This window comes from Streptomyces sp. NPDC020362 (assembly GCF_040642095.1).
GTDB lineage: Bacteria > Actinomycetota > Actinomycetes > Streptomycetales > Streptomycetaceae > Streptomyces.
The window spans coordinates 16,820-40,292 of the sequence record NZ_JBFAET010000077.1 but is presented as its reverse complement, the minus strand read 5'-3'; the positions used below and the strand labels follow the sequence as shown (position 1 = coordinate 40,292).

General features: G+C 72.5%; 23 protein-coding genes. 14 read left to right on the top strand and 9 right to left on the bottom strand.

All coding sequences use genetic code 11. The features are described from left to right. On the bottom strand, positions 1 to 374 hold a 374-nt coding region (locus tag AB0H32_RS25500; protein ID WP_361124644.1), incomplete at its 3' end, for a gamma-glutamylcyclotransferase family protein. 154 nt (positions 375 to 528) lie between these two features. On the opposite strand from AB0H32_RS25500, the gene AB0H32_RS25495 reads away from it, so the two are divergent. Further along, the gene (locus AB0H32_RS25495; RefSeq protein ID WP_361124643.1) at positions 529 to 2,178 is read left to right on the top strand and encodes a M4 family metallopeptidase; all 1,650 of its coding nucleotides are present in this window, start codon (positions 529 to 531) and stop codon (positions 2,176 to 2,178) included. A gap of 63 nt (positions 2,179 to 2,241) precedes the next feature. Here AB0H32_RS25495 and AB0H32_RS25490 read toward each other — a convergent pair whose 3' ends face one another. Further along, positions 2,242 to 3,738, bottom strand: coding sequence for an MFS transporter (locus tag AB0H32_RS25490; protein WP_361124641.1), 1,497 nt, complete (start codon positions 3,736 to 3,738; stop codon positions 2,242 to 2,244). Positions 3,739 to 3,935: 197 nt separating this feature from the next. Between AB0H32_RS25490 and AB0H32_RS25485 the strand changes: the two genes are divergently transcribed. The 8 genes from AB0H32_RS25485 to AB0H32_RS25450 all read left to right on the top strand — a co-directional run bounded on the left by AB0H32_RS25485 (position 3,936) and on the right by AB0H32_RS25450 (position 12,597). Next, positions 3,936 to 4,733 carry a TetR/AcrR family transcriptional regulator C-terminal domain-containing protein gene (locus AB0H32_RS25485; RefSeq protein WP_361124639.1) on the top strand — a complete coding sequence of 266 codons (798 nt, stop codon included), beginning with the start codon at positions 3,936 to 3,938 and terminating at the stop codon, positions 4,731 to 4,733. 486 nt (positions 4,734 to 5,219) lie between these two features. Then, positions 5,220 to 5,864 carry a hypothetical protein gene (locus AB0H32_RS25480; protein ID WP_361124638.1) on the top strand — a complete coding sequence of 215 codons (645 nt, stop codon included), beginning with the start codon at positions 5,220 to 5,222 and terminating at the stop codon, positions 5,862 to 5,864. 131 nt (positions 5,865 to 5,995) lie between these two features. Continuing rightward, positions 5,996 to 6,616 carry a class F sortase gene (locus AB0H32_RS25475; RefSeq protein ID WP_361124636.1) on the top strand — a complete coding sequence of 207 codons (621 nt, stop codon included), beginning with the start codon at positions 5,996 to 5,998 and terminating at the stop codon, positions 6,614 to 6,616. Between the two features lie 303 nt (positions 6,617 to 6,919). Then, complete coding sequence (locus AB0H32_RS25470; protein ID WP_361124634.1) at positions 6,920 to 8,134, top strand: FAD-dependent oxidoreductase; 1,215 nt, start codon at positions 6,920 to 6,922, stop codon at positions 8,132 to 8,134. Further along, the gene (gene nirB, locus AB0H32_RS25465; RefSeq protein ID WP_361124632.1) at positions 8,135 to 10,744 is read left to right on the top strand and encodes a nitrite reductase large subunit NirB; all 2,610 of its coding nucleotides are present in this window, start codon (positions 8,135 to 8,137) and stop codon (positions 10,742 to 10,744) included. It abuts the gene before it with no gap. Further along, positions 10,741 to 11,091 carry a nitrite reductase small subunit NirD gene (nirD, locus tag AB0H32_RS25460; RefSeq protein WP_361124630.1) on the top strand — a complete coding sequence of 117 codons (351 nt, stop codon included), beginning with the start codon at positions 10,741 to 10,743 and terminating at the stop codon, positions 11,089 to 11,091. The genes nirB and nirD overlap by 4 nt, the downstream gene beginning before the upstream one ends. 46 nt (positions 11,092 to 11,137) lie before the next feature. Beyond that, on the top strand, positions 11,138 to 11,722 hold the full coding sequence (locus AB0H32_RS25455) for a TetR/AcrR family transcriptional regulator (RefSeq protein ID WP_361124628.1): 585 nt from the start codon (positions 11,138 to 11,140) through the stop codon (positions 11,720 to 11,722). A gap of 71 nt (positions 11,723 to 11,793) precedes the next feature. Beyond that, positions 11,794 to 12,597, top strand: a complete 804-nt coding sequence (locus AB0H32_RS25450; protein ID WP_361124626.1) for an SDR family oxidoreductase — start codon at positions 11,794 to 11,796, stop codon at positions 12,595 to 12,597. A 39-nt stretch (positions 12,598 to 12,636) separates the two neighbouring features. On the opposite strand, the gene AB0H32_RS25445 is transcribed toward AB0H32_RS25450, so the two are convergent. From AB0H32_RS25445 to AB0H32_RS25425, 5 genes are all read right to left on the bottom strand, one after another. Beyond that, positions 12,637 to 13,458, bottom strand: a complete 822-nt coding sequence (locus AB0H32_RS25445; protein WP_361124624.1) for a methyltransferase domain-containing protein — start codon at positions 13,456 to 13,458, stop codon at positions 12,637 to 12,639. A 115-nt stretch (positions 13,459 to 13,573) separates the two neighbouring features. After that, positions 13,574 to 14,407 (bottom strand): carbohydrate ABC transporter permease, encoded by an 834-nt coding sequence (locus AB0H32_RS25440; RefSeq protein WP_361124622.1) that lies wholly within the window; start codon positions 14,405 to 14,407, stop codon positions 13,574 to 13,576. Beyond that, positions 14,400 to 15,302: a sugar ABC transporter permease gene (locus AB0H32_RS25435; protein ID WP_361124620.1), complete on the bottom strand. Its 903-nt coding sequence runs from the start codon at positions 15,300 to 15,302 to the stop codon at positions 14,400 to 14,402. Before AB0H32_RS25435 ends, AB0H32_RS25440 begins: the two co-directional genes overlap by 8 nt. Continuing rightward, complete coding sequence (locus AB0H32_RS25430) at positions 15,299 to 16,561, bottom strand: sugar ABC transporter substrate-binding protein (protein WP_361124618.1); 1,263 nt, start codon at positions 16,559 to 16,561, stop codon at positions 15,299 to 15,301. Before AB0H32_RS25430 ends, AB0H32_RS25435 begins: the two co-directional genes overlap by 4 nt. 86 nt (positions 16,562 to 16,647) lie before the next feature. Next, positions 16,648 to 17,595 (bottom strand): oxidoreductase, encoded by a 948-nt coding sequence (locus AB0H32_RS25425; RefSeq protein WP_361124616.1) that lies wholly within the window; start codon positions 17,593 to 17,595, stop codon positions 16,648 to 16,650. 220 nt (positions 17,596 to 17,815) lie between these two features. Between AB0H32_RS25425 and AB0H32_RS25420 the strand changes: the two genes are divergently transcribed. The 5 genes from AB0H32_RS25420 to AB0H32_RS25400 are packed head-to-tail and all read left to right on the top strand — an operon-like array spanning position 17,816 to position 21,042. Next, entirely contained in the window at positions 17,816 to 18,193 is a 378-nt protein-coding gene (locus AB0H32_RS25420) for a DoxX-like family protein (protein ID WP_361124614.1), read from the top strand. Continuing rightward, positions 18,190 to 19,116, top strand: coding sequence for a hypothetical protein (locus tag AB0H32_RS25415; RefSeq protein ID WP_361124612.1), 927 nt, complete (start codon positions 18,190 to 18,192; stop codon positions 19,114 to 19,116). Before AB0H32_RS25420 ends, AB0H32_RS25415 begins: the two co-directional genes overlap by 4 nt. 23 nt (positions 19,117 to 19,139) lie before the next feature. After that, positions 19,140 to 19,877, top strand: a complete 738-nt coding sequence (locus AB0H32_RS25410; RefSeq protein WP_361124610.1) for a DUF2071 domain-containing protein — start codon at positions 19,140 to 19,142, stop codon at positions 19,875 to 19,877. Beyond that, the gene (locus tag AB0H32_RS25405; protein ID WP_361124609.1) at positions 19,874 to 20,620 is read left to right on the top strand and encodes a methyltransferase domain-containing protein; all 747 of its coding nucleotides are present in this window, start codon (positions 19,874 to 19,876) and stop codon (positions 20,618 to 20,620) included. The genes AB0H32_RS25410 and AB0H32_RS25405 overlap by 4 nt, the downstream gene beginning before the upstream one ends. Beyond that, on the top strand, positions 20,617 to 21,042 hold the full coding sequence (locus AB0H32_RS25400) for a hypothetical protein (RefSeq protein WP_361124607.1): 426 nt from the start codon (positions 20,617 to 20,619) through the stop codon (positions 21,040 to 21,042). Before AB0H32_RS25405 ends, AB0H32_RS25400 begins: the two co-directional genes overlap by 4 nt. A 37-nt stretch (positions 21,043 to 21,079) precedes the next feature. Here AB0H32_RS25400 and AB0H32_RS25395 read toward each other — a convergent pair whose 3' ends face one another. Further along, positions 21,080 to 22,000, bottom strand: a complete 921-nt coding sequence (locus AB0H32_RS25395; protein WP_361124605.1) for an RNA polymerase sigma-70 factor — start codon at positions 21,998 to 22,000, stop codon at positions 21,080 to 21,082. Continuing rightward, positions 21,997 to 23,202 carry an FAD-dependent oxidoreductase gene (locus AB0H32_RS25390; RefSeq protein ID WP_361124604.1) on the bottom strand — a complete coding sequence of 402 codons (1,206 nt, stop codon included), beginning with the start codon at positions 23,200 to 23,202 and terminating at the stop codon, positions 21,997 to 21,999. Before AB0H32_RS25390 ends, AB0H32_RS25395 begins: the two co-directional genes overlap by 4 nt. Positions 23,203 to 23,473: the final 271 nt, after the last annotated feature.

Here is a 23,473-nt window from a genome sequence, read left to right as displayed (position 1 = left end):
GCGGCGACGGCGGGGGCGGCGAGGTACACCCAGGCCCGCACGGGCGTGCCGTCGGCCCGTACGACGTCCCGGGCGACGCGTTCGTACAGGTTCCGCGGGTCGCCCGGCGCGTACTCCTCCAGCCGGTCGAGTTCCGCGAGCAGGGGGGCGTACGTCTGCGGGAGCGCGGTGACCAGCTCGCCGCTGATCTCCTCGGCTCCGGGTTCCTCGACGGCGTACGGATAGCCGGGGCCGTCGTAGAGCACCGCGCCCGTAAGGCGGCCGGGCTCCTCGGTCCGGATGCGGCCGCGCAGGAACAGGTCGTGGTTCGCCTCGCCGGGGCGGAGGGTGCCGTAGACGAAGAAGGGCAGCGGGTCCCAGGGCGCCGGAGTGATCACAGGAACGATTCTTCACCCCCGTCGACCCCTCACACATCCCCTTGCACATCTCCATGTGCCCGCTATGGACATGACATGCCAGGGGCCCTTAAATCTCTGGCGGTATCAGCGCCACCCCCACGCCTCACAGGCGCCTCCCCCAAGGAGACAGATGAGCCGGATACGTCAGCACGTCCGAGGATCCCGTCGTCTCGCCGCCGCCGGCGTCGCCGTCACCACCGCCACCCTGCTCGCGGCGACGCTCTCCCCCGCCGCCCACGCCGACGGCAGACCGACCCGTGCCGGCGCCGTCGAGAACGCCGCCTCGGCCCTCCTGGCACACGCCGCGAGCCTGGGCCTGACCTCCGCCCAGGACACCAGCGTCCGCGACGTCATCGTGGACAAGGACGGCACCCAGCACGTCCGCTACGACCGCACCTACCACCGACTCCCCGTGCTCGGCGGGGACTTCGTGGTCCACCTGGCCCCGGACGGCGCCTACCGCAGCGCGAACCGGGCGACGAGGAACCCCATATCCCTGGCCTCGATCATCCCCAAGGTGTCGGGCCCCAGGGCCGCCGACCTCGCGGTCAACGCCCTGCGCGCCGTCAACCTCGGCGAGACGCTGAAAAGCGTCAGGGCCAAGCCGGAGCTGGTCGTCGACGCCCTGCACGGCACCCCGAAGCTGGCCTGGCGGACCAACGCCGTCGGCCAGGACTCGCTCGGCAACCCGGTCGCCCGCACCGTGCTGACCGACGCCCGCACCGGCGCCCAGATCGACGCCTGGGACAGCATCGAGACGGCCACCGGCGACGGCAAGTCGCTGTACAGCGGGACCGTACCGCTGGAGACGACCCAGTCCGGATCGTCGTACCAGCTCAAGGACCCGACCCGCGGCAACACCTACACCGGTGACGCGGAGAACAAGACCGACCTGTGCTTCTTCGGCATCTGCTTCGTCCGGGCCCCCGCGACCCTGTTCACGGACGCCGACAACCACTGGGGCACGGGCAGCAACTCCGACCGTTCCTCGGCCGCCGTCGACGCCCAGTACGGCACCAACGAGACCTGGGACTACTACAAGAACGTCCAGGGCCGCAGCGGCATCGCCGGCGACGGCAAGGGCTCGTACAACCGCGTCCACTACGGCAGCAACTACAACAACGCCTTCTGGGACGACAGCTGCTTCTGCATGACCTACGGCGACGGTGACGGCACCACCTTCGGTCCGCTGGTCGCGCTGGACGTGGCCGGGCACGAGATGACCCACGGGGTGACGTCGAAGACGGCCGCGCTGACCTACTCGGGCGAGTCCGGCGGGCTCAACGAGGCCACCTCGGACATCCTCGGCACGATGGTCGAGTGGTACGCGAACAACCCCTCCGACCCCGGTGACTACCTCATCGGCGAGGAGATCGTGAAGTCCGGCTTCGGCAAGCCCGCCCTGCGCTTCATGGACAAGCCGTCCAAGGACGGCAACTCGGCGGACTACTGGAGCAGTTCGGTCGGCAACCTCGACGTCCACTACTCCTCGGGCGTCGCCAACCACTTCGCCTACCTCCTCGCGGAGGGCAGCGGCGCGAAGACCATCAACGGGGTGAACTACGACTCGCCGACGTACAACGGCTCGACGGTCACCGGCATCGGCCGGGACAAGGTCGGCAAGATCTGGTACCGGGCGCTGACGGTCTACATGACGTCCTCCACGAACTACAAGGGCGCCCGCACGGCCACCCTCAACGCGGCCAAGGACCTCTACGGCGCGGGCAGCACGGAGTACAACGCGGTGGCTGCGGCGTGGAGTGCGGTGAACGTGAACTGAGCCCCCGGAACGCCACGAGGCCGGTGCCTGTTCAGGCACCGGCCTTCTGGTTGTGCGCTCCGGTCAGGCCGCCAACTCAGGCTCCTGGGCCGGGGATTCGTCGGACTGCTCCGGCCCGGTGTCCCGCATCACCACCGCCGCCAGCACCGCCGCCCCCAGAACCCCGACCGCGCTGAGCGCGAAGGTGGTGGACATCGACGAGGTGAAGGCCTCGCGGGCGCTGCCGAGGAGGCCCGGGTGGGCCGCGGCGACGGCGCCGGCGATGGACTGGCGGGCCTGGGCGGGGGCGTCGGCGGGCATCCGGTCGGTGTAGCCGCTGGAGAGCAGCGAGCCGAGGATCGCGATGCCGAGGGCGGTACCGGCCTGCTGGACGGTGTCGTTGAGGGCCGAGCCGACGCCCGCCTTGTCCGCCGGGATGGTGCCCATCAGGGCGCCGACCGCCGCCGGCATGGCCGCACCGGCGCCGAGGCCGAGGAGGCCGAGGGCGATCGCCGGGACGGTGAGGCCGGAACCCGCGTCGACCGTGGTCAGCAGGGCGAAGCAGGCCACCATGATCAGCATGCCGGCCAGGATCACGACGCGGTTGCCGATCTTTGCGGCCACCTTCACGCCCGCGGTGTTTCCGACGATCGCGGTCACGGCCAGCGGCAGGAAGGCCAGGCCCGCCTTGATCGCCGAGTAGCCGAGGACGAACTGCAGGTACTGGGTGAGGACCAGCAGCAGGCCGCCGTTGCCGATCTGGACCAGGGCCAGGGAGAGCGAACCACCGGTGAAGTTGCGGTGCTTGAAGAGGGCCAGCGGGACCATCGGGGACTCGGTGACGTTCTCCCGGACCACGAAGGCGGCGAGCGCGAGGACCGCGACGGCCAGGACGACCAGGGAACGGCTGCCGAAGGCGCCGTGCTGCGGGATCTCGATGATCCACCAGACCAGTGCGGTCATCCCGGCGGCGGACAGCACCGCACCCAGCGGATCGGCCTTCTGCCAGGGGGCCTTCGACTCCGGCATCAGGGTCACGCCGGCGAGGACGGCCAGCGCGACCACGGGGACGTTGAGGAAGAAGATCGAGTGCCAGGAGAAGTGGTCGACCAGCACCCCGCCCAGCACCGGGCTGCCGACCAGGCCGAGCATCGACACCGAACCCCACGCCGCCATCGCCCTGCCGCGCTCCTCCTCGTCGAAGACGGTGATGAGGATGGAGAGGGTGGACGGCATGATCAGCGCCCCGCCGACGCCCATCGCGACCCGCAGGGCGATGACCTGACCCGGGTCGGCGGCGAACGTCCCCGCCAGTGAGGCGACGCCGAAGAGCAGCAGACCGATCAGCATCACCTTCCGGCGGCCGAAGCGGTCGCCGAGGCTGCCGGAGGTGAGCAGCAGGCCGGCGAAGACCAGGACGTAGGAGTCGAGGATCCACTGGACGTCCTGGGCGCTCGCGCCGAGGTCCTCGGTCATCGAGGGCACCGCCACGGTGAGCGCCATGCTGTCGATCACCAGGACCAGCGTGCTCAGGCACAGCACGACGAGGATCCACCAGCGACGTGGGTTGCGGGTTTCCATCGGGATTTTCCTTTCGGCTGCACCGGACTGCGCACAGGGGACAAGGAGGATGCGAACGGTGCTCCCGGGTTGCGAACACCGTTCCTAGCAATGCGAACACTGTACGCATGGCGGAACAGTGTGCGCAACCCTTGTTCGCTGTACGCTGGCTGCGCACGATGTACGCACGAACACCCCCGAGAGCCCCGAGGAGCGCCATGGCCGCCCACGCGAGTTCGAAGCCGGACCCGAAGCCGACGGCGAAGCCCGAGCCGAAGCCGGACCCGAAGCCGGCGGCGAAGCCCGCCCCCATCCCCTCCGTCTGGGCACGCCGGCAGCCCGAGCCGGACCAGCCGGCACTCAGCCGGGCCGCGATCGTCCGCGAGGCGATCGCCATGCTGGACACGGACGGCATCGAGGCGCTGAGCATGCGCAAGCTCGCGGCCCGCCTGAACGCCGGCGCGACCTCTCTCTACCGGCACGTCGCCACCAAGGACGAGCTGATGGAGCTGGCCGTGGACGAGGTCGCCGCCGAGATCCGCGTACCGCCCGCGGACAGCCCCGACTGGCGGGCCGCCGTCACCGAGGCGGCGGTCTCCTTCCGCGCGACGGCGCTACGGCACCCGTGGGTGTCCTCGGTGCTGGGCCAGGCCGGCCTCGCCTACCTCGGACCGAACCTGATGGCCTTCTCCGAGCGGCTCGCCGCGCTCTTCACCGCGATCGGCTTCCCCGAGCCCAGCGGGGCGATCGACGCGGTGCTGTCCTACACGATCGGCATGAGCACCACCGAGGCCGCATGGCTCACCACGGTCGCGCGCTCCGGCGAGACCGAGGCCGGCTTCATCGCCCGGCTGCTGCCCGCCGCCCAGCAGGCCGCGGCGGCCCACGACCATCTCGCCGACTCCTACACCGAGGCCGGAGCGGCGACCGAGGACCCCGCCGAGTTCCGCGAGGCAAAGTTCCGGTACGCCCTGGAGATCGTGCTCGACGGACTGGCCCTGCGACTTCCGCATTAGTCCCGGGCCCTGCGTCCCGATCCCCTCGGATCCACCGCATTTCTCGACCCCTGTTGCCCGGTCTCCCGGTCTCCGTGACCAAGCGGTGCGACGGTCGTGCGCATGAAGCCGTCCCTCCGCCTGCGGCTGCCCGCGTGCGCCGTGCTCGCCACCGCCGCCGGGCGGCGGGCGGCGAGTGCGGGACACACGATCGGCGCGAGCCGAGGGGCGGCCCGGGGGCGCGCGTGCCGGGTGCGGGGCGGTCACCCGTTCACCGGCGGCGGCGCTCCATTCGTGTTCTCTTCGCCGCCGCCGTCGCCCACGCCCATGACCTGCCGGAACGCGACGCGGCTAGGCCGTGCGGGGGTCGCGGGCGCCACCCGTTCACCACATTCCTGACGGTGTTTCAGGAAGCGGTACCGGCCGAGTGCCACTTACCTCGGAAGGGCAGGGGGCGCGCCCCCTGAACGAGTCGGATGAACGAGTCGGACAAGCTCTGGGAGCACCATGCGACGCACCGCCCGCCTGCTGACCGGTACCGCACTCGCCGTGGCCGCGGCGGGTCTCGCCGCGGCACCGGCCTACGGCGGCACCTCGGCGCCCGACACGGCTCGCCTCCGGAACGCTCCGGCCGGTGCCGGGACCACGGCCGCGCTCCGCCCTGCCGGCCTGCGGCCGCTCGCGCGCTCGACACCGGCGCGCTCCTTCGGCGCCCTCGCCGACGCCCTGCAGGTGTACCCGTCCACCACGGTGCCGGGCACCCAGGTCACGGTGAACACGGCGGCGTGCGGGAACAAGGGCGCGGCGCTCGGGGACGCGGGCGCGGTCGGCGCCGGGACCTTCACGCTGGCGCCCAGCGCGCACGAGGGCGAGGCGATCGGCCAGTTCCGGGTGCCGCCGAGCGCGCAGCCGGGCACGTACGAGATCGTCGCGAAGTGCGCGGAGGGCACCAAGCAGGTGGCGGGGGACCTGGTGGTGGCGTTGAACGCGGTGCACGAGCAGGTGCAGCCGCGGGGAAGCGTGAAGACGGGGGTCGGCGGCGCACTCGGCACCGACCCCGTGCAGACCGCGGCGGGCGTGACGGCGCTGGCCGTCGCCGCCGCGGGCGGTACCTGGCTCCTGCATCGCCGGGCGAGAGGCGACGGGATCTGACGGACACCCTCCGCTGTCCGTCCGCCGGTACCGCACAGCCCCGCCCCCTCCGGGTCCGATGCCCCTCGCGGCCCGGAGGGGGCTGGGGGTCCGACCGTCAGGGGGAGTCCGTCTCCGGGAGAGGGGTCGGTATGCGCAGGATCGGGGACACCGCGATAGCCGCCGTCACCGTCGTGGCCCTCGGCTCGGCGGTGTGGCTGCTCGGCGCCGGCTCCGGGACGCATGCGCCGCCGCAGCCGTCGGCCGCCGAGGGCCGGCCCGAGCCCGGCGAGGAGCGGCTCACGTCCCCCGCGCTGGAGCCGTCGCCGCCCACCCGCATCCGCATTCCGGCGATCCGTGTGAACGCCCCGCTGATGGGTCTCGCCCTCACCCGCACCGGGAGCCTGGACGTGCCGCCCGCCAAGGAGAAGAACCTCGCCGGCTGGTACGAGGCCGGAACGTTGCCCGGCGAGACGGGCACCGCGATCGTCGCGGGCCATGTCGACAACACGGAGGGACCGGCCGTCTTCTACGACCTCGGTGCCCTGAAGCGCGGCGCCGTCATCGAGGTCGACCGCCAGGACGGCTCCGTGGCCGTGTTCACCGTGGACGCGGTGGAGGTGTACGCGGCCCGGAACTTCCCCGACGAGAAGGTGTACGGCGCGGCCGCGCGCCCCGAGTTGCGGGTCATCACCTGCGGCGGCGGCTATTCGAGGGCCACCGGCTACCAGGGCAACGTGGTGGTCTTCGCCCACCTCACCGGCGGCCGCTGACCCCGGTGCGGCGGCACCCCACCGGCAGCTGCCGACCCCGACGCACCTCACCGGCAGCCGCCGACCCGAGTGCATCTCACCGGCAGCCGCCGACCCGAGTGCATCTCAGCGGCGGCCGCCGACCCTGGTGCACCCGCACCTCCCCGCCGGGGCGGTGCTCCCCGGGAAACCGCACCTCACAGCCCTCCCCGGCCGCGCGCCCAGGTCCCTCACACCCCCGGCCCGCCCCCGCTGAGGGCAGCGTTCCCCGTGAGAAACAGGGGTGATGCGGCCGGGTAACGTCGGGGCCGCACGCTGCGATGCATGACCTCGAATACGCGTGTGGTGGTGATCGGCGCCGGCCTCGCGGGCGTACGGCTCGCCCGGCGGCTCGGCGAACTGGGCATGCCCGCCCTGCTCGTCGGCGAGGAGGAGCACCGGCCCTACAACCGGGTCCTGCTCGCCGAGGTGCTGGCCGGCCGGTTCGCGCCGGAGGTGATCTCCCTCCCCGCGCCCGACGGCCTGGTACGCACCCAGGTCACCGGCATCGACCGCACGGCACGGCGGCTGGACTGCGCCGACGGTTCGTCGATCGCATACGACACCCTGGTGCTGGCCACCGGCTCCAACCCCGTGCTGCCGCCGCTGCGCGGCCTGTTCGCTCCCGACCACCAACTCCCCGAGGGCATCCACGCGTTCCGCACGATGGACGACTGCCTGGGGCTGTCCAAGGCGGTACGTCCGGGCGTGCGGGCGGTCGTCGTCGGCGGCGGGCTGCTCGGGGTCTCCGCGGCCCGGGCGCTCGCGGTGCGCGGCGCGCAGGTGGTGCTCGCCCAGCAGGCCGAGCGGCTCATGGAGCGCCAGCTCGACCCGAACGCCTCCCGGCTGGTGCTGCGGCACCTGAAGGACCTGGGCGTCGAGGTGCACACCGAGTGCCGGGTGCGCGACGTGCGCTCGGTCGGCGGTGCGGTCCGCTCGGTGGAGCTGGCCGACGGCTACGCGCTCGACGCCGACCTCGTGGTCCTGGCCTGCGGGGTGCGGCCGCGCACGGGTCTGGCGGTGCAGGCGGGACTCGCCGTGCGCAAGGGCGTGCTCGTGGACGACGAGCTGCGCACCTCGGACCCGCACATCCACGCCGTCGGCGACTGCGCCCAGCACGACGGCACGGTCTACGGCCTCGCCGCCCCGGCCCTCGAACAGGCCGACGCCCTCGCCGCGTTCCTCGCGGGCGACGCGAACGCCCGCTACACCGGCACCCGTTCCCTGACCCGGCTGACCCTCACCGGCCCCGGTTCCCCCTTCGACCTCGCCGCGTTCGGTGAGACCGAGGCCCGCCCCGGCGACGACGTCGTGCAGCTCGCCGACGCGACCAGGGGCACGTACCGCAAGGTCGTCGTCCGCGACGACCGCCTGGTCGGCGGGGTCCTGGTCGGCGAACTCGGCACCGTCGGCGCCCTCGCCCGCGCCTGGGAGGGAGCAGAGCCGCTCCCCGACGACGGCCCTCTGCTCCACCTGCTCACCAACGATGGAGGCTCCTGAATGACCGCCACCCCGGGGGCCACCCCCACGATCGTGCTCGTCGGCCACGGCATGGTCGGCCAGCGCTTCCTCGAAGCGCTCGCCGAGCGCGGCCTGACCGCCACGCACCGCGTGGTCGTGCTGTGCGAGGAGCCGCGTCCCGCGTACGACCGCGTCGCCCTCACCTCGTACTTCTCGGGCCGGACGCCCGAGGAACTCTCCATGACCGACATGGAGTTCATCGAGACGCACGGCATCGAGCTGCACGTCGGCGACCCCGCGGAGACGATCGACCGCGCGGCGAAGCAGGTCACGGCCAGGTCCGGCCAGGTCTTCGCGTACGACACCCTCGTCCTCGCCACCGGCTCCTACCCCTTTGTGCCGCCCGTCCCCCACAAGGACGCCGAGGGCTGTTTCGTCTACCGCACGATCGAGGACCTGCTCGCGATCGAGGCGTACGCGAAGGCGAAGGCCGTGACGGGTGCGGTGGTCGGCGGCGGTCTGCTCGGCCTGGAGGCCGCGGGCGCACTGAAGGGTCTCGGGCTCGACGCCCACATCGTGGAGTTCGCGCCCCGGCTGATGCCCGTCCAGGTCGACGAAGGCGGCGGCGCTGCGCTGCTGCGCACCATCGAGGACATGGGCCTGAGCGTGCACACCGGCGTGGGCACGCAGGAGATCGTGGTGGGCCCGGACGGCGCAGTCACCGGCATGAAGCTGTCCGACGGCTCCGAACTCGCCACCGACATGGTGGTGTTCAGCGCCGGCGTCCGCCCCCGCGACCAGCTGGCCCGCGACTCGGGCCTGGCGGTCGGCGAGCGCGGCGGCATCACCGTCGACGAGCAGTGCCGTACGGTCATCGATCCGCACGTGTTCGCGATCGGCGAGTGCGCGCTGGCCGCGGACGGCCGGGTCTACGGTCTGGTCGCCCCGGGCTACGAGCAGGCGGAGACCGTCGCGGCCACCATCGCCGCCGACGAGGCCTCCTTCACGGGTGCCGACCTGTCCACCAAGCTGAAGCTGCTCGGGGTGGACGTGGCCTCCTTCGGTGACGCGCACGGCACGACCGAGGACTGCCTCGACGTCGTCTACTCCGACTCCCGCGCGGGCCTGTACAAGAAGCTGGTCATCGGCCGGGACGGCACGCTGCTCGGCGGCATCCTGGTCGGCGACGCCGAGGCCTACGGCACCCTGCGCGCACTGACCGGTTCGGTGCCCCCCGTCTCCCCCGAGTCGCTCGTCCTGCCCGCCGGAGCCGGCTCGGGGGCCCAGCTCGGCCCGTCCGCCCTCCCGGACGAGGCGATCATCTGCTCCTGCCACAACGTCAGCAAGGGCACGATCCGCGGCGCGGTCACCGAGCACCGGTGCACCACCGTGCCCGAGGTGAAGAAGTGCACCAAGGCCGGTACCGGCTGCGGCAGCTGCGTGAAGGTGCTCGGCCAGCTGGTCACCGCCGAGCTGGAGGCGTCCGGCGTCGAGGTCGACAAGGGCCTGTGCGGATGCTTCGCGCAGACCCGCGAGGAGCTGTACGAGATCGTCCTGGCCCTGCGCATCACCTCGTACCAGGACCTGCTGGACCGCCACGGCCGCGAGGGCGCCCGGGGCGGCGACGGCTGCGAGGTCTGCAAGCCGGCCGTGGCCTCGGTCCTCGCCTCGCTCGCCCCGACGATCGGCGCGAGCGGCTATGTCCTCGACGGCGAGCAGGCAGCCCTCCAGGACACCAACGACCACTTCCTCGCCAACCTGCAGAAGAACGGCTCGTACTCGGTCGTGCCGCGCATCCCCGGCGGGGAGATCGCGCCCGAGAAGCTGATCGTGATCGGCGAGATCGCCCGGGACTTCGGCCTCTACACGAAGATCACCGGCGGTCAGCGGATCGACATGTTCGGCGCCCGCGTGGAACAGCTCCCGCTGATCTGGACGCGCCTGGTGGACGCCGGCTTCGAGTCCGGGCACGCCTACGGCAAGTCGCTGCGCACGGTGAAGTCCTGCGTCGGGCAGACCTGGTGCCGCTACGGCGTCCAGGACTCGGTGCGCATGGCGATCGACCTGGAGCTGCGCTACCGGGGGCTGAGGTCTCCCCACAAGCTCAAGTCCGCCGTCTCCGGCTGCGCCCGCGAGTGCGCGGAGGCCCAGTCGAAGGACTTCGGCGTCATCGCCACCTCCAACGGCTGGAACCTGTACGTCGGCGGCAACGGCGGCGCCACCCCGCGCCACGCGGACCTGCTGGCCCAGGATCTCTCCGACGCCGAACTGGTGCGGCTGATCGACCGGTTCCTGATGTTCTACATCCGCACCGCCGACCGGCTGGAGCGCACCTCGACCTGGCTGGAGCGGATTCCGGGCGGCCTGGACCATGTGCGCGAGGTGGTCGTGGAGGACTCTCTCGGCATCTGCGAGGAGCTGGAGTCCCTGATGGCCACGCATGTCGCGCACTACCGCGACGAGTGGGCCGAGACCATCAACGACCCCGAGAAGCTGGCCCGGTTCGTGTCCTTCGTGAACGCTCCGGACACCCCGGACCCGGTGGTGGCCTTCGTCCCCGAGCGGGACCAGATGAAGCCCGATCTGCCGCTGCTCGCCATCGGCCGCCGCCCACTGGAAGACGCACTGGAAGGAAGCGCCCAGCGATGACCCTGGCACCCGAGACAACCGACCTGAAGGTCCAGCTCCAGCTGGGGGAAGACTGGTTCACGGTCTGCGACCTGAGCCGGCTGCTCCCCGGCCGCGGTATGGCGGCGCTGCTGCCCGACGGCAGCCAGGTCGCCCTCTTCCGCGACCGCGCCGGCAGCCTGTACGCGATCGACAACCGCGACCCGTTCGGCGGCGCGGCCGTCCTCTCCCGCGGCCTGACCGGCAGCCTGCAGGGCCGCCCGTTCGTGGCGTCCCCGCTGCTCAAGCAGCGCTTCGACCTCGCGACCGGGCAGTGCCTGGACGACGGGTCGGTGCGCATCGCCACGTACGAGGTGCGGGCGGCATAACAGCCGATCTTGACCGATCGTTCCAGATATAACTAGGCTGCTCCTCGTGGCCAGGACCAAGGAATTCGACCCGGACGCCGCGCTGCAGTCAGCCCTGGAGCTGTTCTGGCGGCGCGGCTACGAGGCGACGTCGATGGCCGACCTGGTGGAGCACCTGGGCATCGGCAGGGCGAGCCTGTACGCGACCTTCGGGAACAAGCACGAGCTGTACCTGAAGGCGCTCGACCGCTACGAGCGGTCGGGCCTGACCCGGATCGTGCACGAGCTGTCCCGGCCCGGCCCCGCCCTGCCCGCCGTACGAGCGGTCGTACGGCGGTTCGCCGCCGAGGCCGCCGACGAGCAACTGCGCAGGCACGGCTGCCTGGTCACCAACACGGCGGCCGAGCTGGCCCCGCACGATCCGGCCGCCGCACGGCAGGTCGAGCGCAACTGGGACCATGTCGAGACCGTGCTGCACTCGACGCTCGTGCGCGGCCGGGCCCAGGGCGAGCTGCCCGCCGGCCGTGACCCGCTCACCCTCGCCCGCATGCTGCTGGTGCTGATGCAGGGTCTGCGGGTGGTCGGCAAGGCGTCCGCGGACCCGGCCCGGGTCCGGGACGCGGCGGAGCAGGCCCTGGCGCTGCTCGACTGACACGCCCCTGCACCGAGGGGCGTTTTTCATGCCCTCATACTGAACCGATCGGTCTAGAAAAAGGGGAGATCATGACCACCAACCGTTTCGCCGGCAGGACCGCCCTCGTCACCGGCGCCGGTTCCGGCATCGGACGGGCCGTCGCCCGCGCGCTCGCGGCGGAGGGCGCCCGGGTCGTCGTCGCCGGGCGCAGGCGGGAGCCGCTGGACGAGACCGTCCTGCTCATCGAGGAGCAGGGTGGCAAGGCTCTCGCGGTGACCGCCGACGTCTCCCGTGCCGCGGATGCGCAGGCGCTGGTCCGGGCCGCCGTCGAACTCCCCCACCCTCGGCTTCGCTCGGGCGGGGGGACCCCCATCGGCTCGCTCGACGTGGCCGTCAACAACGCCGGCGTCTTCCGGGGCGGACGGCCGCTGGCCGACCTGCCGGAGGACGACTGGCACACCCAGCTCGCGACCAACGTCACCGGCGTCCACCTGGCCCTCCAGGCGCAGATCCGCCAGATGCGCACCCAGGCCTCGGGCGGCGCGATCGTCAATGTGTCCTCCACGTTCGGCCTGCACACGACCTCCGCCGGAGCCGCCGCCTACTCCGCCACCAAGGCCGCCGTGACCGCCCTCAGCCGGGGCGCCGCCCTGGACCACATCGGCGACGGCGTCCGCATCAACGTGGTCAGTCCCGGCGCCACCGCCACCTCCATGTCCCTGCGCCCCGGCGAGACGGAGCAGGGCCGGACCGAACGCGCGAGGGCCACGCTCCCGCTCGGCCGGATCTCCGCCACCGAGGAGGTCGCCGCCGCCGTCCTCTACCTGGCCTCCGACGACGCGGCCTCCCTGGTCGGCACCGACCTGGTGGTGGACAGCGGCGGCTCGCTGTGAGCAGCGTCCCCCAGCGGGATCACTCCGGGAGAAACGGCGTCACCGCAGTCGCGCGGTCGCGACGTTGATCCTGAACCCGCAGGGGACGATCCCCTCCGGCGTCGTCAGGTCCTCCACCTCGGCGAAGAAGGCCTCGCGCAACCGCTCCACGGCCGCCCCGTCGAGCGGGCCGAGGTCGTAGAGACCGGAGACAGCGGCCCACACCCGCTCCACCGGACCACTGAGATCGACGGGAACCGTCTCCCAGTCCACCGCGGTGAAGCCCGCCGGGCCGAGCACCTCGTCGAGCCCCTCGCGACTGCGGGTCCTCCGGTCCCCCAGCGCCGGGATGCGCTGCGAGGCCGGCATCCGCTCGATCCTGTTCCGCAACAGGCCGATGAACCGTTCATAGGCCTCACCGCCGACGGCCCCGCCTCCCAGTGCGCAGGCCAGAACCCCTCCGGGTGACAGCACCCGGGCGACCTCGGCCGCGACCTGCTCGATCTCGCTCATCAGCATCAGCGCCAGGTGGGAGACGCAGGCGTCGAAACTGTCGTCGGCGAAGGGCAGTTCCTGTGCCCGTCCCTCTTCCAGCCTCGCTCCGAGGAGCCCCGGCCGGCGGCGTGCCAGCGCCAGAGAATGCGGAGACAGGTCCACCCCCGCGAGCTGTCGCCCGTCCCGGCGGGCCAGGAGCTCGAGCAGGAGGCCGTCACCGCAGCCGAGGTCCAGCACGCGCCGGTGTCCGGCCACCCGGTCGCGCAGGATCTCGTAGCTGGACCGGCCGTCCGGAGCACGGCCGCGGCCGAACGCCTCCGCGGTCACCGCCGGGTACTCGGCATGGAACGCCTGCAGAAATGCTTCCTGTGATGCGGTTGTCGTCATTCACCCAACCTACGGCGCAGGCCTTCGCCGCGACCGCCCGCCGTTCGGGCCGCCGTTCGGCCGACCGCCTGTCCGTCCGTGCGTCCGTGCGTCCGTGCGTCCGGACAGCGATGCCTCAGTCGATCCCCGACCGCTCCACGCCCGCCACGATCCACCGCTGGAAGCACAGGAAGACCAGCAGCAGCGGCAGGACGGACACGGCCGCGGCGACGAACAGCTCGTGCAGGCGGATCACCTGGGACGTGGTGAAGGACGACAGCGCCACCTGCACCGTCCAGGCGCTCTGGTCCTGCCCGATGACCAGGGGCCACAGGAAGGAGTTCCACGCGCCGAGGAACACGATGGTCCCGACGGCCGCGAACACCGGCCGGGCGTTCGGCACGACGACCAGCCAGTACGTGCGCCAGTGGCCGAGCCCGTCGACCTGCGCCGCGTCCTCCAGCTCCCGGGGAAAGCCCAGGAAGTACTGCCGGAAGACGAAGCAGGCGAACGCCGGGAACAGGGTCGGGACGATCAGCCCGCGGAGCGTGGAGATCCAGCCCAGCGTCGACACCAGCACGAAACTCGGTACGAACGTCACGGCGGCCGGGGCCAGCAGGGTGGCGAGGATGCCGTAGAAGACCTTGTTCGCATGCCGGTAGGGGATGCGGGCGAGGCCGTAGCCCGCGAGGGAGGCGAGCAGCAGGGTGCCGAGCGTGGTCGCGACGGCGATCAGCGCACTGTTGAGGAGGGAGCGGGCGAAGGGGACGGAGGGGTCCTCGAACAGCTCCCGGACGTTCCCCCACCTCAACTCGCCCGGGAAGAAGGTCCATTGGGGCGAGGTGATGTCCTGTTCGCTCGACAGGCCGTTGCGGACCAGCAGATAGAAGGGGATCAGGAAGAGCAGCGCGAGCGCGATCAGCAGCACCAGCCGCAGGGCCCGCCCGGCCCGTACCAGGGCGTCATCCATCGGCGTCCGTCCTTCCCGGCCTCAGCCACCGCGCCTGGCCCACCGTGACGACGGCGATGACCAGCGCGAGGATCACCGCTCCCGCGCTGCCGAGCCCCAGGTTCTGCCCCTGCCCGAGGGCCGTGTAGTAGAGGTAGACCAGCGGCGGCCGGGCGTAGGGCGGATAGCCCCGCGCGTCGGAGAGCAGGTTGTAGAACTCGTCGAAGGCCTGGAAGGCGTTGATGACGAGGAGCAGCACCACCGCGACCGAGGTGGCCCGCAGCTGGGGCAGGGTGATGTGCCGCAGCACGGTCCAGCCGGGCCGGGCCCCGTCCACGGCGGCCGCCTCGTACAGCACCGGGTCGATCCGCTGGAGCCCGGCGAGGAACAGGATCATGTAGAAACCGGCCTGGAGCCACAGCCGTACAGTGACGATGACCAGCCAGTACCAGGGCGGGTCGGTGGTGGACAGCCAGGCGACGGGATCGCCGCCGAACCACCCCAGCACGGTGTTGGCGAGCCCGAACCGCACCCCGTTGAACAGGGACATCTTCCACACGAGCGCCGCGACGACGTAACTGCACGCGGCGGGCAGGAAGAACACGGACCGGAAGAAGGCCCGCGCGCGCTCCAGGCGGTTGACCATCAGGGCGAGGGCGAGCGAGAAGACGTAGGTGGCGGGCACGATGAAGGCGGTGAAGACGAGGAAGGTCTTCAGACTGTCGACGAACGCGTCGTCCTTCAGCATCGCCGTGTAGTTGTCCAGCCCGACGAAGTGCGTGGGCGTGACGGTGTTGTGCGCGTCGAAGAAGCTGAGCGCCACGCTCCACAGCAGCGGGACGTAGGTGAACAGGGCGAGTCCGAGGGCGAAGGGCCCGACGAAGATCCAGAACCAGAGGGCGTTGCGCCTGCTCACGGCTTCTTCTTCACACGGTCGAGCTCGGCCGACACCTTCCGTACGACGGCCCGCAGCTCACTGTCGGGACTGGCACCGCTCTTGATGATCCGGCTGAGCGCGTCCTGGTAGGCGGTCTGGGCGGCCGGGGTCCACAGCAGGGGCTGGGCACAGCCGTGCTCGGTGGTGAAGCGGACGGCGTCGGCGGCCGCGCCCGTCTTCAGCCTGGCGGCCTTCCGGGCGAGGGAGATCCGGGCCGGGATGTGGAAGCCGTAGGAGAGCGCGAAGTCCTCCTGGTGGTCGGTGCGTTCGACCCACAGCCACTTCACGTACTCCTTGGCGGCCTGCCGGTGACTGCTGCGTGCGCTGACGGCGGCGGCGTACGCGCCGACGGGCACCGAGGGCCGGCCGTGCGGGCCGTCCTGCGGGAAGGGAAGCACCCCGAAGTCGTCGCCGAGTTCCTTCTGCACCTGGGGCAGCGCCCACAGCCCGGACCACTGCATGGCGGTCAGGCCCTGGAGGAAGGCGGAGGGGTCGGACCAGTCGGCGGGGGCGCCGAGGAGGAGGGACTTGTCGGCGTACAGCCGGTGCAGCTTGGCGAGGGTGCGGGCGGCCGCGGGATCGTCGAAGCCGACCTTGCCGTCCTCGGTGACCAGCTGAAGTCCGGCGGCGTACAGGGGTGTTCCGCCGAGGACACCGGCGCCCCCGTCGTTGCCGAGGAACAGCCCCTTGACCTTGCGGGTGGTGAGCTTCGCGGCGGCGTCGACCAGGGCGTCCAGGGAGGTGGGCGGCCGGACCCCGGCGTCCGCGAGCAGGCTCTTGCGGTAGTAGAGGAGCTGCATGTCGATGACCTGGGGGATGCCCCAGATCTTCCCGTCGTAGGTCTTGGGCGTGAGCACGGCCGGATTGAAGTCGTCCTTGACACCGTGGAGGAGATCGGTGAGGTCGACGACCTGGCCGGCCCGGATCTGGTCGAGCGTGGGCCCGTTGACCTCGAAGACGTCGGGCCCCGAGTCGGTGAGCAGGGCCGCGGCGGTCTGCTGGTCGTAGTTGCCGGGCCGCCACTGCACGGTGACGTGCGCCTTCTTGTAGGCGGCGGCGTAGCTCTGGACGGCCTGCTCGGTGCCGGGCTCGCCGTACTGGTGGTACCACTGCGAGAGTTTCGGCCCCGGTCCTCCGCCCTCGTCACCGCCGCCCCGCCCGGTGTTCGATCCGCACGCCGTGAGCAGTCCGGCTCCCGCGCCTGCTGCCAGCAGCGTCCTGCGGCTGATGCTCGTCATCGTGTGCCCCCTGACGTTCGCCGTCGATGCACGGCCCAACGATCAACCATGCGCCGGGATTACGAAAGGGGCGTTGCGGCCGTGTGTCAGACCCTGTGGTGCGGGCTCGCGTCAGCCCCGAGGTCCGTGCAGTCCACGCCGCTCAGCCGCACCGAGAGGTCCCAAAGCCTGTGCGCCGCAGCGTCGTTGAGCGTCCATGGGGCCCGCCAGGACGGCGCGGGCGCACCGCGCCACATCGCGAAGGACGGCCCGTGGAAGGAGTCCGGCCGCACACCCGGTGCCGTCGCCGCGTACAGCGTGGGCAGGGCGCCCGCCTCGGCCGGCTGGGCGAGGACCCGGTTGCCCAGCTCCATCATCCGCTCGGCGCCGCGCCGCCCCTCGGCACGCGGCCCGGCGGTCTGGAGGTTGGTGGCGGCGTACCCCGGGTGCGCGGCGGCCGCGACGACATCGCCGCCGTGGGCGGCCAGCCTGCGCGCCAGCTCGTGGGTGAAGAGGAGGTTGGCGGTCTTGGAGCGGGCGTAGGCGATCCAACGCCGGTAGCGGTGCTCGCTGTTGAAGTCGTCCGGGTCGATGTTGGCGAGCGCGTGCAGCATGCTGGAGACGGTCACGACGCGGGCGCCCGGGGTGGCCAGCAGCCTCGGCAGCAGCAGCCCGGTGAGGGCGAAGTGGCCGAGATGATTCACCCCGAACTGTGTCTCGAACCCGTCCGCCGTCGTCCCGTACGGCGGCGCCATCACGCCCGCGTTGTTGACGAGCAGGTCGAGCCGGTCGTACGACAGCCGCTGCGCGAACGCGCGCACGGAGCCCAGATCCCCGAGGTCCAGCCGCTCCACCTCGACCTCGGCACCGGGCACCTGTGCCACGAGCCGGTCCGCGGCGTCCCGCCCGCGTGCCTCGCTCCGGCAGGCGAGCACCACCCGCGCGCCCCGGCGGGCGAGTTCCCTGGCGGTGACGTACCCGAGGCCGCTGTTGGCGCCGGTGACGACGGCGAGGCGGCCGGTCTGGTCGGGGATGCTCTGCGCGGTCCAGCCCATGGGGGCTCCTCCTGGCGGCGCTCGTCGGACGGACCGACGGCGCGGCCCCGGGCTGACGGCCCCAGCGTAGGGGCGCTGACCGGGGTTTCCGTGGTGCGGTGCGGCTTCTGCGCGGCCGTGTTCACGACGCACGTCACCGGTGCGGGGCGCGCGTTACGCCTCGCACCGCAACGAGGGGGGTGCGGGTCGCTCGTCACGGTGCGGCAGGCATGATCACCCCGTGGGGAAGACATGGCGGGTCCGGGCGGCGCGGTGGGCGATCGCCCTGGTCTGGTTCTACGAGGGGTTCTGGTGCAAGATCTGGCCGGGGCGCGAGGACCAGCGGGCGATCGTGGGCGACGTGCCGTTCCTGCCCGGCTGGGCGGTGACGGGAGTGCTCGCCGGGATCGGCCTGGCGGAGGTCGCGATCGGCGTGTGGGTGCTGAGCGGGCTGCGGGCACGGTGGGCCGCGCTCGTGCAGACCGTGCTGGTCGTGTCGTTCAACTTCGGCGGTCTGCTCTTCAGCCCCGGCGAAATCACGGAGCCGGGACGGCTGGTGACACAGGACCTGGCCTTCCTGGCGCTGATCTGGACGGTGACCTGGAGGGCGGACGAGTGAGCGGGACACCATGGGCGCGTGGCCGGCTGCTCGGCGGGGTCGGCGGTGGTCCGCGCCTGCTCTTCGGGCGGATGTACGAGGACTGGGGCGTCGAGCTGGCGGTGTTCCCGCCGCCGGGCGCACGGGTGCTGTGCATCGCCTCGGCGGGGGACACGGCGGCGGCCCTGGACGCGGCGGGGTACGAGGTGACGGCCGTCGACGTCAATCCGGTGCAGCTCGCCTACGCGCGCGACCGGCTGGCCGGCGGTGCGACCCGCACGGGAACGGCCGAGACCGTCATGCGGCTGGGCCGGGACGCCGCGGCGCGCCTGCTGCCCGCGTGGCGGCAGCCGGAGCTGCACGGGTTCGTGACCCTGGACGATCCGGCGGAGCAGGCTCGCCGCTGGCGGGAGGAGCTGGACACCCCGGGTCTGCGCCGGCTGATGCGCCTCGCGCTGCGGCCCGGCGGAGCCCTGGCGGTGGCGCTGCGTCCGTCCTTCGCCGGCGTCGTCCCCGCGCGCTTCGACGAGGTGCTGCGGGGGCGCCTGGAGCGGACGGTGAGCCGGCATCCCAATGCGTGCAATCCCTGGCTGTGGCGGCTGCTGGCGGGCGCGGAGCCGCCGGGCACCCCGGCGCCGCGGGCCTCGGGCGTCCGGCTGGTCCACGGCGATGTGGTGCACGTGTTGGAGCAGGCGCCGTGCGGCGGGTACGACGCGGTGACCCTCTCGAACGTGCTGGACGGGCCCGGCCCCGACTTCGCCCGCCGACTGCGGGCGGCCGTGCGGCACGCGGTGCGACCCGGCGGGGTGGTGGTGCTGCGCAGCGCCCGGGAACCGGGTCCGGGCGGGCCGGGCTGGGCGGCCGAGGACCGTTCGGCGCTGTGGGGTGTGGTGCGGGTGGTGCGCCTCGGGAGCGCCGCCCCGGACCGGAGGATCGAACCGTGAGACATCTGCTGCAGCGTCACCCCGTGGCGATACGCACACATTTCGCCCACTCGCTGGTCCTGACGTACGCACTGCCGGCCGAGGTGCTGCACCCTCTGGTCCCGCCGGGTCTGGAACTGGAGACCTACGAAGGGCACGGGTTCGTGGCGGCCGCGCTGGTGGACACCCGTGCCCTGCGGCCGGCCGCCCTGCCGGCCCGTTTCGGGGCGGACTTCCTGCTCACCGGGTACCGCGTCTTCACCCGCTTCCGCACTCCGGGCGGCCGCGTCATGCGCGGACTGCGCATCCTGCGCAGCGACACCGACCGCAGGCTGATGGTGTTCGGCGGCAACCTGCTGACCCGCTACAACTACCGCCCGGCCCGGATCGGCACCCGGTGCGAAGGCGGTTCGCTGGAGTTCCGCGTGGACAGCGCCGACGGCCGGGCGGATCTGCACGTGCGGGCGGACCTGGGCAGCGCGCCCGCGCCGCTGCCCGCGGGCAGCCCCTTCGCGGACGCGCGCGCCGCCCGGCGCTTCGCCGGCCCGCTCCCCTACACCTTCGAGTACGAGCCGCAGACCCGTTCGGTGATCGTGATCAAGGCGTTCCGTGCCCATTGGGACCCGCAGCCGGTCTCGGTCGACGTGACCCGCCTGACCTTCTTCGACCACGGCCCGTTCACCGGCACACGGCCGGTCCTCGCCAACGCCTTCCACGTCGCCGACCTGGCGTACGGCTGGGAACGCGGCCTGCGCCGGACCGTGAGCGGGGGTGTGCGGTGATCCGCCGCTCGGGCGTGCGGGACGTGATCGCGTACAACTGGCCGCAGTACGCCGCCGGCCTGGCCACCGCGGCGGCCTGCGCCGCCGTCCGTGGCCGGCTGCCGCACCCGCTGCGCGCCGTGGCCCGCGCGGGATCGGCGGCCGCCCTCGGTCTGCTCGCCTCCGCCACGGCCGCGAGCTGGCTCGTCTACGACCGCTCCGAACTGTACGGCTGGGACTGGCTGGACGCGCTGCTGGCGCGGGCGCCCTCCGTGCACCTGGTGGTGGGCACCGGCCTCGACGAGGCGAGCGCCCCGCTGGCCGCCCGCTGGCCGGCCTCCCGGCAGATCACCGTCGACCTCTACGACCCGGCCGTGATGACCGAGGGCTCGGTGCGCCGTGCCCGGCGCCGGGTGCCCCCGCCACGGCACGCGCTGCCCGGCCGGCCGGATGCCCTTCCGGTGCGCCCGGCCCTGGTGGACGCCGTGTTCCTGGTCTTCGCCGCCCACGAACTGCGGCGGGCCGAAGACCGGGAGCGGCTGTTCGAGGAGTGCGCCCGGGTGCTGCGCCCCGGCGGTCGCCTGGTCCTGGTGGAACACCTCCGGGACGGCGCGAACACCGCCGTCTTCGGGCCGGGTGCCTGGCATTTCCTGCCCCGCGCGGAGTGGCTCCGGCTGGCCGCGCACGCCGGGCTGCGTCCGGCGGCCGAGCGCCGCATCGCGGGCCTGGTCACGGCGCTCGCCTTCGTCCGGGGGCGGGCGTGACCCATCTGCTCACGCTCACCGCGCAGTTGCGGCTGGTCGGTGTCGCCCTGGTCGGCATGGGGCTGCTGCACGCGGTGCTGCCGCGCATCCTGGACTGGCCCGGGGACCTCGGCGGCACCAGCCTGCTGACCCGGCAGGTTTCCTACGCGCACGTGTTCTTCATCGGCCTCACCTGTGTGCTGCTCGGCGTGCTGCCGCTCGTGTTCGCCCGGGAGCTGCTGAGCGGCGATCCGCTGCCGACCGTCCTGCTGTGCGGGCAGACGCTGTTCTGGGGCCTGCGCTGGGTGATGGAGTTCGCCTATTTCTCGCCGCGCCTGTGGCGGGGCCACAGGCTGCGGACGGCGGGGCACGTCGCACTCTCCGTGCTGTGGACGTGGGTGACCGCGGTGTTCGCCGTGGCGACCGCCCACGCGGCGGGCTAGGGACCTTTTGCGACAGCGTGCCGGGTGGCGGGACCCCTCACCTCGTCCGGATGTCGTGGGCGGTGCCGCCGGCGACGGCCTGCAGCTTGTCGGGGTTGGCCACGTTGTGGACGGCGGTGATACGGCCGTCGGGGCCGAAGTCGAAGGTCACGGTGGCGATCACGCGCTCCGGGGACCTGAACACGATGCCCGGGCCGCCGTTGATCCCGACGAGTTCGGCGTGCATGTCGGCGGGCTCGACACCCTGGTAGGTGACGGTGCCGATGGCCGCGAACCAGGAGGCCACCGTCTGCGCGCCCGCGACCGGCCGCAGGGCCTGGCGGACCTTGCCGCCGCCGTCGGTCCACAGGGTGACGTCCGGGGACAGCAGCTCCATCAGGGCGTTGACGTCGCCGCCGGTCGCCGCGGCGAAGAACCGCTCGGTCGCCTCGCGCTGCCGCGTCCGGTCCGCCGCGAAGCGCGGCCGGCGGGCCCGCACGTGCTCACGGGCGCGGTGGGCGGCCTGGCGCACGGCGGCCTCGGAGCGCTCCACCGCCTCCGCGATCTCGGCGTGGCTGAAGTCGAAGACCTCCTTCAGCACGAACACCGCGCGCTCCAGCGGGCTGAGCGTCTCCAGCACCACCAGCATCGCCATCGACACCGACTCGGCGTCCGTGACGGCCTCGGAGGTGTCCGCGCCGGTGAGGATGGGCTCCGGCAGCCACGGCCCCACGTAGGCCTCCCGCTTGTGCCGGGTGGAGCGCAGCCGTTCCAGCGCCAGGTTCGAGACGATCCGCGTCAGGTACGCCTTGGGGTCGGCGACCTGCGAGCGGTCCGCGGCGGACCACTTGATCCAGGCGTCCTGCACCGCGTCCTCGGCATCGGCCGCGCTGCCGAGGAGGCGGTAGGCCACGGAGAACAGCAGCCTGCGGTGCTCGTGGAAGACCTGCTGGCCGTGGTGGGCGAAAAGGTCGGTCACCGGGTCTCCCGAAGGCGGCTGAAGCGACCCCCGCGGGGCCAGAACGCGCCCGAGGCGGGCATCTTCTTCATACGGCCGTAGGTCGGCCAGGGCGAGGCGGTCACCGTCTCCTTGTACCGGACCGCCGTGCGGCCCGTCAGGCAGATCCGGCGCGGGCTGTCGTCGGGGCGGGTGAACTGCACCACCGCATCGCCTCGTCCCAGGCTCACCGGCGTGTGGTAGTAGCCGAAGCGGAACGGCTTGGGCCGCTTGCCCTTGAGGACACGGTCGATGGACAGCGCGGCGTGCACTCCGGTCGGCATGCCGCCCTGGCAGGTGCCGTGCATGACGCCGTACCCCTGGCGGATCGCGGCCGCGTCGCCGATCGCGTACACCTCGGGGTGGGACACCGACCGCAGCGTGGCGTCGGTGACGATACGGCCGTGCCCGTCGACGGCCAGCCCGGCGGCGGCCGCCGGCGGCGACACCCGCGTCCCGCAGGTCCACAGGACCGCGTCGGCCGCGACGCTCTCGCCGCCGGCCAGCTCGACCGCGTCCGGCAGCACCTTCACCACCTCGGCCCCGGTACGCACCCGGACGCCCAGCCGGTCGAGCGCGGCGTGCAGATAGGCTCTGGCCCTCGGGTTCATGGCGGCGCCGGGCTCCCCCCGGCCCAGCAGGACGACGTTCAGCTCCGGGTACCGCTCGGCGATCTCCGCGGCCGACTCGATGCCGGTCAGCCCGCTGCCGACGACCACCACCGTGCCGCCGCCGACCCGTGCGAGCCGCTCGGCCAGCAACTCGGCGTCCTGGGCGCTGTTCAGGGTGTACGCGTGGTCCTCGCTGCCCGGCACCGCCGAGGTGTCGGCCGTGCCGCCCAGCCCGTACACCAGAGTGTCGTAGGGCAGGACCCGGTCGTCGTCGATGCGCACGGTCCTCGTGGCGGTGTCCACGGCCGTGACCCAGCCGCGCACGAAGTGCGCGCCGGTGCCGTCCAGCAGGTCCGGGATGCTCAGCTCGGCGAGCCGCTGCCCGGTCGCCACGCTGTGCAGCCGCATCCGCTCGGTGAAGCGCTCCTGCGCGTTCACCACGGTCACCTGCACGTCCTTGCGGCCCTTGACCCGCGCCGCGAGCTGGATCGCCGCGGACATGCCCGCGTAACCCGCCCCCAGGATCACGACGCGATGCGGGCCCGCCATGCCCTGTGTGTGCTGTGCGCTCATCGTTCCGCCCTTCTCGGTTCGCTGTGGACACCCACCAGATGGAGGCTGCGTGCCGGTTCGTGACACGAGATCGATGTGATGGGCACCACAGTTCGTCACGGGGGTGCGGGGTCCGTCCCGTCCGCGACGAGCAGGCGGTGGCCGAGCTCGACGGCGTCCGGGCACGGCAGGCCGGCGGGGGGGGGGGGCCGGGGGGGCCCCCCCCCCCCCCCCCCCGGAGCCGGCAAGAGGTTGAGTAGAGCAAAAAAAAAAAACACAACGCGAGCCAACC

Excerpts from the sequence above, each read along its gene's own strand:
- AB0H32_RS25495 (WP_361124643.1), top strand. The coding sequence starts at position 529 with ATGAGCCGGATACGTCAGCACGTCCGAGGATCCCGTCGTCTCGCCGCC.
- AB0H32_RS25490 (WP_361124641.1), bottom strand. The coding sequence starts at position 3,738 with ATGGAAACCCGCAACCCACGTCGCTGGTGGATCCTCGTCGTGCTGTGC.
- AB0H32_RS25485 (WP_361124639.1), top strand. The coding sequence starts at position 3,936 with ATGGCCGCCCACGCGAGTTCGAAGCCGGACCCGAAGCCGACGGCGAAG.
- AB0H32_RS25480 (WP_361124638.1), top strand. The coding sequence starts at position 5,220 with ATGCGACGCACCGCCCGCCTGCTGACCGGTACCGCACTCGCCGTGGCC.
- AB0H32_RS25475 (WP_361124636.1), top strand. The coding sequence starts at position 5,996 with ATGCGCAGGATCGGGGACACCGCGATAGCCGCCGTCACCGTCGTGGCC.
- AB0H32_RS25470 (WP_361124634.1), top strand. The coding sequence starts at position 6,920 with ATGACCTCGAATACGCGTGTGGTGGTGATCGGCGCCGGCCTCGCGGGC.
- nirB (WP_361124632.1), top strand. The coding sequence starts at position 8,135 with ATGACCGCCACCCCGGGGGCCACCCCCACGATCGTGCTCGTCGGCCAC.
- nirD (WP_361124630.1), top strand. The coding sequence starts at position 10,741 with ATGACCCTGGCACCCGAGACAACCGACCTGAAGGTCCAGCTCCAGCTG.
- AB0H32_RS25450 (WP_361124626.1), top strand. The coding sequence starts at position 11,794 with ATGACCACCAACCGTTTCGCCGGCAGGACCGCCCTCGTCACCGGCGCC.
- AB0H32_RS25445 (WP_361124624.1), bottom strand. The coding sequence starts at position 13,458 with ATGACGACAACCGCATCACAGGAAGCATTTCTGCAGGCGTTCCATGCC.
- AB0H32_RS25440 (WP_361124622.1), bottom strand. The coding sequence starts at position 14,407 with ATGGATGACGCCCTGGTACGGGCCGGGCGGGCCCTGCGGCTGGTGCTG.
- AB0H32_RS25430 (WP_361124618.1), bottom strand. The coding sequence starts at position 16,561 with ATGACGAGCATCAGCCGCAGGACGCTGCTGGCAGCAGGCGCGGGAGCC.
- AB0H32_RS25425 (WP_361124616.1), bottom strand. The coding sequence starts at position 17,595 with ATGGGCTGGACCGCGCAGAGCATCCCCGACCAGACCGGCCGCCTCGCC.
- AB0H32_RS25390 (WP_361124604.1), bottom strand. The coding sequence starts at position 23,202 with ATGAGCGCACAGCACACACAGGGCATGGCGGGCCCGCATCGCGTCGTG.